This window comes from Pseudomonas koreensis (assembly GCF_024169245.1).
Classification (GTDB): domain Bacteria; phylum Pseudomonadota; class Gammaproteobacteria; order Pseudomonadales; family Pseudomonadaceae; genus Aquipseudomonas; species Aquipseudomonas koreensis_F.
Genome location: NZ_JALJWP010000001.1, coordinates 1,978,427 through 1,991,497 on the forward strand (window position 1 = coordinate 1,978,427; position 13,071 = coordinate 1,991,497).

Sequence of the window (13,071 nt, forward strand, 5' to 3'; positions counted from 1 at the left end):
GTGACGCAGGGTGAGCGGCACCCCGCGTCACGGCTCAACCGGGCAGGTTTGCCGTTTGCTGGCCGAGCCGTGCCAGCAGAAACCGGTCCAGCAACCACACCACCACCAGCGAAGCGCCCACCAGCGGAAACACTACCGCCAGGGCGAGCATGATCACTACGCCGGTCTTCCACCTCGGCAGGTCATGGCGTAGTGGCGGTACACCAAACTTGCCTTCGGGGCGACGTTTCCACCAGATCACCACGCCGCTGACGGCGCTGAGCAGAATCATCAGGCAGATCAGCAGGACGACGATCTGATTGAAGGTGCCGAACATCTTGCCTTCATGCAGCATCACGCCGATTTCCGTGGCTCGCGCAACCGTGCCGTAGTGCTCGAAGCGCACATCGGCGAGGACCTTGCCGGTGTACTGATCGATATGCAGGGTGGCGTCATTGCGCGGGTCGTCGGCGAACACGGCGATGGTGAATACGCCGGTGGCAGTGGTCGGCAAGGTGATGCTGTAGCCGGGTTCGACCTTGCGTGCGCTGGCGATGTTCTGCACGTCTTGCAGGCTGACGTTGGGTGCGGCGGGGCCGGCGTGGGCGTTGCCGTGGGCCATGTGTTCGGCGTGGTCGCCGGACATTGGCATCGGCGTGTTTTCCATCGCCCATGGCACGGTCTGGCGGGTGGCGCTGTTGAGGCTGCGTGCCTCAATGTCGGAGGTCGGCACGTTGTTCCACATCGCTGCTGGAAACACATTCCAGACCTGGGCGTACTGCTTGCCCCAGAAACCGGTCCAGGTCATGCCGCTGAGCAGCATCACCAGCAGCAATGTCGCGCCCCAGAATCCGGTAACCGCATGCAGATCGCGCCACAACACGCGGCCACGACTGCTCAGGCGCGGCCACAGAATGCCCGCCGCCTGACCGCGCGGCCACCACAGAAACAGACCCGACACCACCAGCACCACGCCCCAGCCAGCGGCCATTTCGATCAGCCGGTCACCGACCGTGCCGATCATCAATTCACCGTGAATCGCCCGGGCGATGGCTTGCAGATTCTGCTTGGCATCCTGCTCGCCGAGGATGTCACCGTGGTACGGATCGACGAACACGTTGAGTTCGTGCCCGGCATTTTTCACCACAAACTGCGCGCTGCGCTCAGCGTTTGGCGCCGGCAGGTACTGTGTCACCTGACCTTGCGGGTAAGCGTTTTTCACCCGTTGCAGCAAGTCATCGGCAGGCACCGTGTGATGTCCGGCCGGGACTTCGAGCAGGCTGCTGTACATCAGCGCGTCGAGCTGCGGTTTGAACAGGTAAATGATCCCGGTCAGGGCCAGCATCACCATGAACGGCGCGACGAACAGCCCGGCATAGAAATGCCAGCGCCAGGCCAGGTTGTAGAAATTGGGTTGAGGCTTTTGCATCACGTTTGCTCCGCTGGGCTTGGTTCTTTTCGTTGTCTGTTTACCTGTGGGAGCGAGCCTGCTCGCGAAGCGGTTCTTCAGTCGATATCGATGCCGACCGTGGCGCCGTCTTCGCGAGCAAGCTCGCTCCCACATGGGTAGGTGTTGACTGTCAGAAGCTCATATCGACTTTGGTCCAGAGCGTGCGCCCCGGTTCATTAATTGGCTGCGGGTCGTTGGCCGGATAGCCGAACCCGGCGTTGCCGGCCAGGTTCAAGTGTTCGGCGTAAGCTTTGCCGAACAGGTTGTCGACGCCGCTGCTGACCTTCCAGTGCTGGTTGATCCTGTACGCGCCGTTGAGCGAGAACACACCGAAGCCCGAGCTCTGGTTGTAGTCCTTGCCGACCACGTTGCCCTTGTTCGCGTCGATGCGGTGCTGCGCGGCGACCACTCGCCACAGTGCTCCAGCGCTCCAGTTGTTTTGGCTGTAAGTCATGCCGAAACGCGCGTCCAGCGGTGGCATCTGCGGCAGGGCTGAGCCATCGCTGCTGTTCTTGCCCCAGGCGTAGGCCAGGGTCGCATCGGCCTTCCAGTTATCGCTCAGGTTGTAGGCAGCACCGAGTTCGCCACCCATGATCCGCGCATCGATGTTCTCGGCCCGCGAAGTGCTCATACCCATCATTCCCGGGGTGTAGTCGAAGAGGATGTAATCGCGCACCACGCCGACATAGCCCGATGCCCAGGCTTCGAGGTCGGCGCTTTTGTAGTTGACGCCGAAATCGAGCTGGGTGGTTTTTTCCGGTTTGATCGTGTCGAAAGCATTGACCGAACCTGCCGGCCCGGCGCTGGGCGAAAACAGTTCCCAATAATCCGGGAAGCGCTGCGCGTGGCCGAGCCCGGCGTAGAGGGTGGTCGGGCTGTCGGCCAGATCGTGCTCATAGCGCACGAAGCCACTGGGCAAGGTATCGGCGCGGGTGTCGTCAGCGGTCGGGTTGGGCCGCGACATCATTCCCGACCCGGTGCTCTGGCGGTAATCCCTGGCCGAAGCGCGATCAACCCGGGCGCCAGTGATCAAGCGATCACGCTCGGCGGCGTACCAGGTCATTTCACTGAACACGCCGTAGTTATGAAAATCGGCGTCCTTGCTGTACGGCAGATCCTTGTACGTATCGATGCCCATCGCACTGCGCTGGCGATGCTCGTTGGTCTGCGCATCCAGCCCGGTGATCAGCTGAATATCCGCCCAGCGCCAGGTCGCCTTGATCCGCGCTCCAAGGGTGCGGCGGTCGACGTTGGAGGCCATGGGCCCGGCCATCATGCCGGTGCCGGACGGTGTGCGCAGGGTGTAGTTGTCCATCACATGGTCGGCGTAGTTGTAGTAGACCTGCGCCTCGAGTTTTTCCAGCACATCGGTGATATCGGTTTTCTCAAAGCGCAGGCCGAGGCTTTCGCGCAGGAACTGCGAGCCGTCCATGCCACGCCCGGCATAACGCGCCTCGCCGTCGCCCTTGCCGGCGGTGAGCTCGATCAGGGTGTCGGCATCCGGCGTCCAGCCCAGTGCGACATCGCCGTTCCACTTGTCGTAGCGCGAGGCGACGATGTCGTTGTTGCCGTCGCGGTAATCGTCGGAATGCGCGGTGTTACCGATCACCCGCACGTAGCCCAACGCACCGCCGGCAGCGGCGTCGATGACCTTGTCGAAACGACCGTGGGAGCCGGCCAGCACACTGGCGTTCACTCGGGTGCCGAGTTCGCCGAAACTCTCCGGCTCGCGCTCGAACAGCACCGTGCCGGCCGATGCGCCGGGGCCCCAGAGCGCGGTTTGCGGGCCTTTGATCACGGTCAATTTGTCGTACGTCTCTGGCGAGATGTAGGAAGTTGGTGCATCCATCCGGCCCGGGCAAGCGCCGAGCATCATGCTGCCGTTGGTGAGGATGTTCAGCCGCGAACCAAACATCCCGCGCAGCACCGGATCGCCGTTGGTGCCGCCATTGCGCACCAGAGCGAAGCCGGGAATGGTCTTCAGATAGTCACCGCCGTCACTGGCCGGCACCGGTTGGCGCGGGTCCTTGGGGTCGGTGACGATCGTCAGTGGTGAACTGGGGGCGATGGCAGTGATCACCGTCGGGCTCAGTTCTTGCGGGTGGCCGGTATGCTCATCGGCCTGTGCCAGCGGTGTCAGCAATACGCCGCAGAGGACTGCGCTGGCATGCCCGAACCGCATCCGCGAGCGGTTCAGGGTGAAAGGCGCGCGGGCAGATTCCGCGCAGGGGACAGCAGTAAACCTGGACATGACAATTTCCATCGAACAGTCGTAAACACCACGGTCGGCAGCCTGAAGCTGTCTTCTCAACCGTGTGCAATCAGAGGTGCGTGTTTACGTGGCGATGGGCGGGGCGCGGGTGCGGGCGCCGGGGAAGAAGGGTTGGCGGGCATGGCCCAAACGCGGGGAGGGTGGGGTGAAGGTGTTGGGTGGCGGGAAGTTGAAAGCGACGAAATCGCCGCCACCGGTCAGTGCCGGGCAATTGAACAGCAGGCTGCAATAACCGCACTTTTCCCACAGCACGTGATGTGAGGATTGCGGCGGGCAGTGCTCGGCTGCGGGCTGGGCTTCATGGCTGCCGTGGTCCATGCCGGGCATGTCCATCGACATGTCCATGCTCATTGGCATCGATTTCGAGGCGTGCTGATCCATCGGCATCGACTGAGAAATCAGTGGGCCGATGAAGATCATCAACATGGCAAACAGGGCGATCCAGCTGCCACGCGTCAGCGTTTGAGCCTGACGGTGATGCGGGACGGGCCTGGCGCGCAACGGGCGCATGGGCGGAGTCAGCCGGGTCGGTTACTGAGCGTGCACGTGGGCCTGGGCGGATTCCGGCGCTTTCTTCTGCACGGCAACTTCAACGCTGACGTCACCTGCCTTTTCGAAATGCAGGGTCATCGGGAAACGCTTGCCATCGCTGAGCAGGCGGCGATCACTCGGGTTGAGCAGCATCACGTGGTAAGCCATCGGCGCAAACGTCACGGTACCGCCGGCGGGGATTTCCACGCTTGGCACTTGCTGCATTTTCATCAGATCGCCCTGCATCACGTGTTCGTGCAGTTGCGCTTCAGGCGCGATGGGCGAGTCGACGCTGAGCAGGCGATCGGCGCTTTTGCCGGTGTTGTGAATGATGAAATAGGCGGCAACGGTCGGCGCATTCGGCGGCAGTTCCTGTGACCACGGGTGGGCGATTTCCAGCGCACCGACCTTGTATTCGTGGGCATGGGCAAAGCACGCCGGCAACAACAGCGCAGCGAGGACGAAAAGTTTCTTCAACATGGCAGGTCTCCAGAACGATTTGAAACGCGGGTTATTGCGCGAACAAATCAGACCAGAGGGGATGCACGGGGATTGAGGCTCGGCCATTGCTGGCGCGGCGTCGGGGTTTGCAGGGAGACGGGCGCAACGCTGCGGTTGCTTTCAAATTGCGCGAAATACAGCTGCGGCGTATGCCCCGGCAGCGCCAGCAATGGCGCTCCGCCTGAGCAACACCAGCAGTGCTGCATGTTTGAATGGCTGTCGTTCTGCGGGGCCTTTTGATCCGTGGCGCCGATGTCGATCGCCACCATTTTCATGCCGCTGCCGGTGCAGAAACTGCTCCAGAGGATCTGCTCGGCCGGTGCGCCGCCCGCCTGCGCCATCGCCCCGCTCAGCGGCATGGCGAGCATGTTGAACAGCACTGCAAAGCAGGCGATCCAGGCAAATGCTAACCGGCGTCGGTTCATGGGACGGGTCCGTTGGGTGGGCGATCAGGCGCGGCTATTTAGCCTGATCAGGGCCGATAAGTAAAAAAGCGTCGTGCGGTCTGGTGTCGCAGTGCGCTGTTGAAAAGAGTGTAGCCACTTGGATTGGCAGTGCCAGACCGGACGCCTTCGCGGGCAAGCCCGCTCCCACATGTTTTGTGAGTGTGTACAGATATCAGCAACATTCACGGTTCCCGTGGGAGCGAGCCTGCTCGCGAAAGCGATTTGTCAGGCTCTGATGGGCTGCCGGTGCGGAAGTCTTCGCGAGCAGGCTCGCTCCCACAAAGGGCCGTGCCGATTCAGTGGGAAAGGGCAGCGAGGACTTCAGCGACTGATTCAAACTCCCGATCAACCCCCGGCAACCCCGGGCGCTTCAACACCAGCACCGGCACTCCCCGCTCTCGCGCCACTTCGAGCTTCGGCTCAGTCGCGCTGCTGCCGCTGTTTTTGCTGATCAGCACATCGATCTGCCGGCGCTCGAACAGGGCTCGCTCGTCGTCGAGGAGAAACGGCCCGCGTGCGCCGATCACTTCGCAGCGCGGGTTGCCGGGATAGACGTCGAGGGCGCGCAGGGTCCAGAACTGGTGGGCGGGGATTTCGTCGAGGTGTTGCAGCGGTTCGCGGCCGAGGGTGAACAGCGGGCGGTGGAACGGTTCCAGCGCGGTGATCAGTTCGGCCCAGTCACTGACCTCGCGCCAGTCATCGCCTGCTTGCGGCTGCCAAGCAGGGCGGCGCAAGGCCCAGCAGGGAATGCCGGCGAGCTGTGCCGCGCGGGCGGCGTTGGCGCTGATTTGCGCCGCATACGGGTGCGTAGCGTCGAGCAGCAGATCGACGCCTTCATCAGCGATGAACTGCGCCAGGCCCTCAGCGCCGCCATAACCGCCGACGCGAACCTGACAGCTCAAGTCGCTCGGCACCCGGCCAACGCCGGCGAGGCTGTAAATATGGTGCGGCCCCAATGTGCGTGCAATCGCCAGCGCTTCAGTGACTCCGCCGAGCAGCAGGATCCGTTTCATGCAAAACCTCCGGCGTGGCCGACAATCCCGCCCTGACGATCAATGGCAAACACCTCGACCTGCACCAGTGCCGGTACCACGCTGCGGGCGAAAATCAATGCATGGCGACACACCTCATCACCCAAAGCGATCCCCGCCGCACTGGCCATGGCCAAGGCTTGTTGACTGGTGTTGGCCGCACGAATGCCTTGTTGCAATGCCGCGTCCGCGCCAATCGCTGCTGCCCACTCAGCCAGTTGCGGCAAGTCGATGCTCGAATGCCGTGAGTGCAGATCCATATGTCCGGCAGCGAGTTTGCTGATTTTGCCGAAGCCGCCACACAGGCTGAGTTTATCCACGGGTACCTTGCGCAGATGCTTGAGCACCGCGCCGACGAAGTCGCCCATTTCGATCAAGGCGATTTCCGGCAGGTTGTAGACCCGGCGCATGGTGTCTTCGCTGGCATTGCCGGTGCACGCGGCGATGTGCAGATAACCGTTGGTTTTCGCCACGTCGATGCCCTGATGAATCGAGGCGATGTAGGCGGCGCAGGAAAATGGCCGGACGATGCCGCTGGTGCCGAGGATCGACAGGCCGCCAAGAATGCCCAGCCGTGGATTCATGGTTTTCAGCGCCAGCGCCTCGCCGCCTTCTACATTGACTGTGACCTCGAAGCCGCCGCCATAGCCGGTTTCGGCGGCGAGCAGGGTCAGGTGATCGCTGATCATTTTGCGCGGCACCGGATTGATCGCCGGTTCGCCGACGGCCAGTACCAGCCCTGGGCGGGTCACCGTGCCGACGCCGACACCGGCGTTGAAGCGAATCCCCGGTTCGGCGGACAGTCGCACCTGTGAATAAAGCAGTGCGCCATGGGTGACGTCAGGATCATCGCCGGCATCCTTGATCGTGCCGGCCTCGGCGCCGCCCTCGCTCAGGCGACAGAACTCCAGGCGCATCTGCACCTGTTTGCCCTTGGGCAGCGTGATGTACACCGCGTCAGCGCCGACGCCGGTGAGCAACAGGCGCGCCGCGGCGAGGCTGGTGGCGGTGGCGCAGCTGCCGGTGGTCAGGCCGCTGCGCAGGGGCGCGGGTTGCTCGGCGGTTTCGTCACGCATCGAGGGGTTTGACCAGTTCGAGCAAGGTGATCGGCAATGCCTGGCGCCAAGTGTCGAACTCGCCGAGCGGCTGCGCCTGGGCGACATGAATGCGCGTCAGTTCACCGCCGTATTGTTCACGCCAGTGCAGCAGGGTGACTTCGCTTTGCAAAGTCACCGCGTTGGCGACCAGACGGCCGCCGGGTTTGAGCTGTTCCCAGCAAGTCTCGAAGACGCCCTCGCGGGTGACACCGCCGCCGATAAAAACAGCGTCTGGACGTTCGAGGCCAGGCAGCGCGTGCGGCGCCTTGCCGCGAATCAGTTGCAGGCCGGGCACGCCCAGCGCATCGCGGTTGTGTTCGATCAATTGCTGACGACCCTCGTCGGCCTCAACCGCAATGGCGCGGCAACTCGGATGGGCGCGCATCCACTCGATGCCGATCGAGCCGCTGCCGGCGCCGACATCCCAGAGCAGCTCTCCGGGCGTCGGCGCCAGGCGAGCGAGGGTAATCGCGCGCACGTCGCGCTTGGTCAACTGACCGTCGTGACGGAATGCCGAATCGGGCAAACCGGCGAGGCGCGACTGGCCGACGACTCCCGGTTCGGCCAGACATTCGATAGCGATGACGTTAAGGTCAGCAACGGGCGCGTCGTCCCATTCATTGGCGGCGCGGTCAATGCGCCGCTCGGCGTCGCCACCCAGATGCTCCAGAACAGTCATGCGACTTGCGCCGAAACCACGCTCGCACAGCAGCTGCGCAACGGCTGCCGGGCTGCTGCCGTCATTGCTCAGCAGCAACAGACGCACACCGCTGAACAACTGCGCATTAAGCGCCGCCAGCGGGCGCGCCACCAGCGACACAATCGTCACCTCCTGCAACGGCCAGCCCAGCCGCGCCGCCGCCAATGCACACGACGAAGGCGCGGGAATGATCGACATCTCGGCGCTTGGTACCTGACGCGCCAGACTGGCTCCGACGCCGTAGAACATCGGATCGCCGCTGGCCAGCACGCAAACCGGCTCGCCACGCGATTCGAGCACCGGCGCGAGAGAAAACGGGCTCGGCCACAATTGCCGCTCGCCGCCAATGCACGGCGGCAGCAAATCCAGTTGCCGCTGGCCGCCGACGATCCGCGAAGCGCTCATCAGGGCACGCCGGGCGTTCTTGCCCAGGCCCTTGAAGCCGTCCTCACCAATTCCCACGATCGTCAGCCAGGGTGACATCTATATTCCTCTAAACGTGCCGTTCCGACGGGCAGACTTTTCATGCCGCCGGACAAAGCAGGCATAATACCGCGCCTTCGCCCGCGAAGCGCTTCTGCCACGCAACCGGTCAGCCCCTTGAACGAACGCCCGATGTCCACCGCCTTACGCCCCTCGGCCTGCCCGGGGTTGCTGCGTATCGTCCAGGCACTGGACGGCGGTATCTGTCGGATCAAGCTCGACGGCGGTTCGATCAGCGCTGATCAGGCCGATGCGGTGGCCACTGCCGCCGAGCAGTTCGCCAGTGGCGCGATCGAGGCAACCAATCGCGGCAATCTGCAGATTCGCGGGATCGGTGCGCAATCGGCGGCGCTGATCGAGCGCTTGCTCGCCGTTGGCCTTGGGCCAAAAACCGCCGCCGGCGACGATGTGCGTAATCTGATGCTCAGTCCGACCGCCGGAATCGATTGGCAGATGCTGATTGACACGCGTCCGCTCGCCGAACAGATCCTCGACACCTTGCAAAGCCATCCGCGCTTCCACGAGCTGAGCGCCAAGTTCGCAGTGCAGCTCGATGGCGGTGAAGCGCTGGCGATGCTCGAGCATCCCCATGACCTCTGGCTGTCGGCGTTCGAGCGTGATGGCGACATCCTCTGGGCATTCGGTCTGGCCGGTTGCCCGACCGATCGGCCGCTCGGCGCTGTGACCCTGGACAACGCCCACGCGCTGGTGGTCGCGGTGCTGGAGTTGTTTCTCGACCTGGCCCGGCCAGAGCAAACACGGATGCGCCATCTGCTCGACGAGTTGCCAAGGCTCGCCTTCCTTGAATCGTTGCGCGAGCGTGTATTGGTCAAGGCGATCAGCAATTGGCAGCGCCCGACGTCGGCAGACGCGCTGCACATTGGCGCCCGGCAGCAAAACACGACGGATCGTTTTTACATCGGCGCGGTGCCGCCGCTGGGTCGACTCGATCCGCCGATGCTGCGCGGCGCGGCGCAACTGGCGCGCCAATTTGGCGATGGCAGCCTGCGTTTCACCCCGTGGCAAAGCCTGCTGCTGCCGAACGTGAAGGCCACTGATACCGACGCAGTGCTTGAGCAGTTTCGGGCGTTGGGCCTGTTGGCGACCGCAGCCGAACCGCTGACCCGCCTGATCGCCTGCACCGGTGCCGATGGCTGCGGCAAAGGCCTGGCCGACACCAAACAGGACGCCCGGCAACTGGCACCTCTGCTGCCGCCGGGACTCAGCGTGCACCTGTCGGGTTGTTCGCGCTCCTGCGCCGCCGCTCACTGCGCCCCGGCCACGCTGCTGGCCGTTGCCCCCGGTCATTACGACCTCTACTTTCGCGATGCAGCACAGCCCGGTTTCGGCTCGCTGCACGCCTGCAACCTTACTATTGAAGCGGCCGCGACCCTGCTCGACGCCCGCTCCCGGAGCCCCCTTGATGCTTGATTACATCCGCGACGGTCAGGAGATCTATCGCAACTCCTTCGCGATCATTCGCCGCGAGGCCAATCTGGCGCGCATCCCCGCCGATCTGGAAAAACTCGCAGTGCGGGTGATCCACGCGTGCGGCATGGTCGAGGCCGTCGACGGTCTGCAGTTTTCCGAAGGCGCGGGCAAGGCCGGGCGCGATGCGCTGGCGGCCGGCGCGCCGATTCTCTGCGACGCGCGGATGGTCTCCGAAGGCGTGACCCGCCCCCGTCTGCCGGCCAACAATCAAGTGATCTGCACCTTGCGCGACGACAGCGTGCCGGAGCTTGCTCGCGAGCTGGGCAACACCCGCTCGGCTGCCGCGCTGGAGCTGTGGCGCCCGCACCTTGCAGGCAGTGTGGTGGTGATCGGAAATGCGCCGACCGCGCTGTTCTATCTGCTGGAAATGCTCGATGCCGGCGCGCCGAAACCGGCGCTGATTCTCGGTTTCCCGGTGGGCTTCGTCGGCGCTGCCGAATCGAAAGCCGCACTGGCCGCCGACAGTCGTGGCGTGCCGTTCGTGATCATGCAGGGCCGCCTCGGCGGCAGCGCCATGGCCGCCGCCGCCGTCAATGCTCTCGCCACGGAGATCGAATGATGCAGGCCAAAGGACGTCTGATCGGCCTCGGTGTCGGCCCCGGTGATCCGGAACTGATTACCGTCAAAGCCTTGCGCCTGCTGCGCGAATCACCGGTGGTCGCGTACTTCGTGGCCAAGGGCAAGAAGGGCAATGCGTTCGGGATCATCGAGGCGCACTTGGTCGAGGCGCAGAATCTGCTGCCGCTGGTGTACCCGGTGACCACCGAGGCGTTGCCGGCGCCGCTGTTGTATGAGCAGGTCATCAGCGATTTCTACGACGAAGCCGCCGTGGCGGTGGCCGAGCATCTGGACGCCGGCCGCGACGTGGCGGTGATCTGCGAAGGTGACCCGTTCTTCTACGGCTCCTACATGTATTTGCATGACCGCCTCGCCAGTCTCTATGAAGCCGAAGTGGTGCCCGGCGTGTGCTCGATGCTTGGCGGCGCTTCGGTGCTCGGCGCGCCGCTGGTGTATCGAAATCAGAGCCTGTCGGTACTTTCCGGTGTGCTGCCCCATGACGAATTGAAACGACGTCTGGCCGATGCCGATGCGGCGGTGATCATGAAACTGGGGCGCAATTTTCCCAAGGTGCGTCAGGTGCTTGAAGAACTTGGCCTCGCCGACCGTGCGTTGTATGTCGAGCGTGCGACCATGGCCAATCAGAAGATCGTGCCGATGGATCAGGTCGAGCCGATGTCCTCGCCGTACTTCTCGCTGATCATCGTCCCGGGCGAACGGTGGCAAGGTTGATGAGCCAATCGACTCCCGCCATCGTCATTCTCGGCCAAGGCAGCCTCGCGACGGCGCGGCGGATTCAGCAGATCTACCCGGCGGCGCAGATCCATGGCCTTGCCGGACGCGTCGTAGGCGCCGACTGCGTGTATCAGGAATTTGGTGCGACACTGCGCGCGTTGTATCAACAGGACACGCCAATCATTGCGCTGTGTGCAGCCGGGATTGTCATCCGCACCTTGGCGCCGTTGTTGCTGGAGAAAGGCGCCGAGCCGGCGGTGCTGGCGGTGGCCGAAGATGGCAGCGCGGTAGTGCCATTGCTCGGCGGCCTCGGCGGGGTAAACGTCATGGCCCGGGAGATCGCGGCGGCGCTGCAAGTGGCGCCGGCAATCACCACCAGCGGTGAATTGCGCTTTGGCACTTGCCTGCTCAATCCGCCCAGTGGTTATGCGCTGGCGGATCTGGAGTCGGGCAAACGTTTCGTTTCCGACCTGCTGGCCGGGCACAGCGTGCGTATCGAAGGCGCGGCGCCGTGGCTGGATCAGGCGCAGTTGCCGCAGGATCCGCAGGCGCAGCGGTCGATTCATGTGAGCAGTGCGCAGCGTGTGGCCAGCGCCGATGAATTGCTGATTTACCCGCGCAGTGTGGCGGTGGCGGTGAGTGCTGACGTGGCGGATCTGGCCAATGTCGTGCGCAATGCGCTGCATGCAGCCACCGTCGCCGTGCCGGCGTTGGCCTGTCTGGTGGCAGCCGACACTGACATGGCTTCGACGAATCTGCGTGAAGCTGCGCTCGAATTGGGCGTGCCCCTGCGCTTCGTCGCCGCGCAAAGCGATCTGCAAACCTTGGCCCGCGTTGCAGTGCCAGCGGCGGATGTGATCAGCGTTGAAAATCTCGCGGTCGCGATTGCCGAGCAACCGCTGGACGTGTCGCAGATCGGCCGCCCGCGCGGTCGTCTCGCGGTCATCGGCCTGGGCCCCGGCGCCGCCGATTTGATGGTGCCCGCGGTAAAGGCCGAACTGGCCCGCGCCACCGATGTGCTCGGCTATGAAACCTACGTGCGCATGGCCGGCCCCTTCCGCGACGATCAGGTGCAGCACTGCACCGACAACCGCGAAGAAATGCAGCGCGCCCGCCACGCCTTCCGCCTCGCCGCCGAAGGACGTTCGGTGATCGTAGTGTCTTCCGGCGACCCGGGCGTATTCGCCATGGCCGCTGCGGTGCTCGAAGCTCTGCACGAATCGGATGACCCGGCGTGGCACAGCGTCGATCTGGAAATCCTGCCGGGTGTCTCCGCGTCACTGGCCACCGCCGCTCAGGCCGGTGCGCCGCTGGGGCATGACTTCTGCGTGATGTCGCTGTCGGACAACCTCAAGCCGTGGGCGATCATCGAGAAACGTCTGGATCTGGCCGCCGAAGCGGATCTGGCGCTGGCGTTCTACAACCCGATCTCCCGCGCCCGTCCGTGGCAACTGGGTCGGGCACTGGAAATTGTTGCCCGGCACCGCACGCCGCAAACCCCGGTTGTCCTGGGGCGTGACATCGGGCGACCGGGGCAGACATTGCGCACCACGACGTTGGGCGCATTGACCGCAGATCAGGTGGACATGCGCACGATGGTATTGATCGGCTCTTCGACCACGTGCACGTTCACCCGCGCGAGTGGTGGGCATTGGGTGTACACGCCACGTTGGTACGGTGAAAAGCCGATGTCCTGACATTGCCGGTGTTGTAGCAGAGGGAAGTTGTAAATAACTTCTCTCGTCGTGACATCAGGTCAACACTTGCGAAGTTGAGCCTCTACTTTAATACAAGGCC

General features: G+C 63.8%; 12 protein-coding genes. 4 read left to right on the forward strand and 8 right to left on the reverse strand.

Translation table 11 applies throughout. The features are described 5' to 3' along the window. Positions 1–34: 34 nt before the first annotated feature. From J2Y90_RS08950 to cbiE, 8 genes are all read right to left on the reverse strand, one after another. Positions 35–1,408: a PepSY-associated TM helix domain-containing protein gene (locus tag J2Y90_RS08950; RefSeq protein WP_253498635.1), complete on the reverse strand. Its 1,374-nt coding sequence runs from the start codon at positions 1,406–1,408 to the stop codon at positions 35–37. A gap of 151 nt (positions 1,409–1,559) precedes the next feature. After that, on the reverse strand, positions 1,560–3,680 hold the full coding sequence (locus J2Y90_RS08955) for a TonB-dependent copper receptor (RefSeq protein WP_253498638.1): 2,121 nt from the start codon (positions 3,678–3,680) through the stop codon (positions 1,560–1,562). A gap of 84 nt (positions 3,681–3,764) precedes the next feature. Continuing rightward, a complete protein-coding gene (locus J2Y90_RS08960; protein ID WP_253498643.1) occupies positions 3,765–4,211 on the reverse strand; it encodes a DUF2946 domain-containing protein in 447 nt (148 codons plus the stop codon). Between the two features lie 21 nt (positions 4,212–4,232). Further along, the gene (locus J2Y90_RS08965; protein ID WP_253498646.1) at positions 4,233–4,712 is read right to left on the reverse strand and encodes a copper chaperone PCu(A)C; all 480 of its coding nucleotides are present in this window, start codon (positions 4,710–4,712) and stop codon (positions 4,233–4,235) included. Between the two features lie 47 nt (positions 4,713–4,759). Then, positions 4,760–5,158 carry a DUF2946 domain-containing protein gene (locus tag J2Y90_RS08970; RefSeq protein ID WP_253498649.1) on the reverse strand — a complete coding sequence of 133 codons (399 nt, stop codon included), beginning with the start codon at positions 5,156–5,158 and terminating at the stop codon, positions 4,760–4,762. A 317-nt stretch (positions 5,159–5,475) separates the two neighbouring features. Further along, positions 5,476–6,192: a cobalt-precorrin-6A reductase gene (locus J2Y90_RS08975; protein WP_253498652.1), complete on the reverse strand. Its 717-nt coding sequence runs from the start codon at positions 6,190–6,192 to the stop codon at positions 5,476–5,478. Beyond that, on the reverse strand, positions 6,189–7,286 hold the full coding sequence (locus J2Y90_RS08980) for a cobalt-precorrin-5B (C(1))-methyltransferase (RefSeq protein WP_253498655.1): 1,098 nt from the start codon (positions 7,284–7,286) through the stop codon (positions 6,189–6,191). The genes J2Y90_RS08975 and J2Y90_RS08980 overlap by 4 nt, the downstream gene beginning before the upstream one ends. Continuing rightward, positions 7,279–8,490 carry a precorrin-6y C5,15-methyltransferase (decarboxylating) subunit CbiE gene (gene cbiE / locus J2Y90_RS08985; RefSeq protein WP_253498658.1) on the reverse strand — a complete coding sequence of 404 codons (1,212 nt, stop codon included), beginning with the start codon at positions 8,488–8,490 and terminating at the stop codon, positions 7,279–7,281. The genes J2Y90_RS08980 and cbiE overlap by 8 nt, the downstream gene beginning before the upstream one ends. 132 nt (positions 8,491–8,622) lie before the next feature. Here cbiE and cobG point away from each other — a divergent pair, with 132 nt between their 5' ends. From cobG to cobJ, 4 genes are read left to right on the forward strand one after another with little or no spacing between them, the layout of a single operon-like run. Further along, entirely contained in the window at positions 8,623–9,921 is a 1,299-nt protein-coding gene (gene cobG / locus J2Y90_RS08990; protein ID WP_301291631.1) for a precorrin-3B synthase, read from the forward strand. After that, the gene (locus J2Y90_RS08995; RefSeq protein ID WP_253498664.1) at positions 9,914–10,540 is read left to right on the forward strand and encodes a precorrin-8X methylmutase; all 627 of its coding nucleotides are present in this window, start codon (positions 9,914–9,916) and stop codon (positions 10,538–10,540) included. Before cobG ends, J2Y90_RS08995 begins: the two co-directional genes overlap by 8 nt. Then, a complete protein-coding gene (locus J2Y90_RS09000; RefSeq protein ID WP_429460201.1) occupies positions 10,537–11,271 on the forward strand; it encodes a precorrin-2 C(20)-methyltransferase in 735 nt (244 codons plus the stop codon). Before J2Y90_RS08995 ends, J2Y90_RS09000 begins: the two co-directional genes overlap by 4 nt. Beyond that, positions 11,271–12,971, forward strand: coding sequence for a precorrin-3B C(17)-methyltransferase (cobJ, locus tag J2Y90_RS09005; RefSeq protein ID WP_253498667.1), 1,701 nt, complete (start codon positions 11,271–11,273; stop codon positions 12,969–12,971). Before J2Y90_RS09000 ends, cobJ begins: the two co-directional genes overlap by 1 nt. Positions 12,972–13,071 lie beyond the last annotated feature (100 nt).

Coding starts and splice junctions, on each gene's coding strand:
- J2Y90_RS09000 (WP_429460201.1), top strand. CDS start 10,537: ATGATGCAGGCCAAAGGACGTCTGATCGGCCTCGGTGTCGGCCCCGGT.
- J2Y90_RS08980 (WP_253498655.1), bottom strand. CDS start 7,286: ATGCGTGACGAAACCGCCGAGCAACCCGCGCCCCTGCGCAGCGGCCTG.
- cobG (WP_301291631.1), top strand. CDS start 8,623: ATGTCCACCGCCTTACGCCCCTCGGCCTGCCCGGGGTTGCTGCGTATC.
- J2Y90_RS08955 (WP_253498638.1), bottom strand. CDS start 3,680: ATGTCCAGGTTTACTGCTGTCCCCTGCGCGGAATCTGCCCGCGCGCCT.
- J2Y90_RS08970 (WP_253498649.1), bottom strand. CDS start 5,158: ATGAACCGACGCCGGTTAGCATTTGCCTGGATCGCCTGCTTTGCAGTG.
- J2Y90_RS08995 (WP_253498664.1), top strand. CDS start 9,914: ATGCTTGATTACATCCGCGACGGTCAGGAGATCTATCGCAACTCCTTC.
- J2Y90_RS08960 (WP_253498643.1), bottom strand. CDS start 4,211: ATGCGCCCGTTGCGCGCCAGGCCCGTCCCGCATCACCGTCAGGCTCAA.
- J2Y90_RS08950 (WP_253498635.1), bottom strand. CDS start 1,408: ATGCAAAAGCCTCAACCCAATTTCTACAACCTGGCCTGGCGCTGGCAT.
- J2Y90_RS08975 (WP_253498652.1), bottom strand. CDS start 6,192: ATGAAACGGATCCTGCTGCTCGGCGGAGTCACTGAAGCGCTGGCGATT.
- cbiE (WP_253498658.1), bottom strand. CDS start 8,490: ATGTCACCCTGGCTGACGATCGTGGGAATTGGTGAGGACGGCTTCAAG.
- cobJ (WP_253498667.1), top strand. CDS start 11,271: ATGAGCCAATCGACTCCCGCCATCGTCATTCTCGGCCAAGGCAGCCTC.
- J2Y90_RS08965 (WP_253498646.1), bottom strand. CDS start 4,712: ATGTTGAAGAAACTTTTCGTCCTCGCTGCGCTGTTGTTGCCGGCGTGC.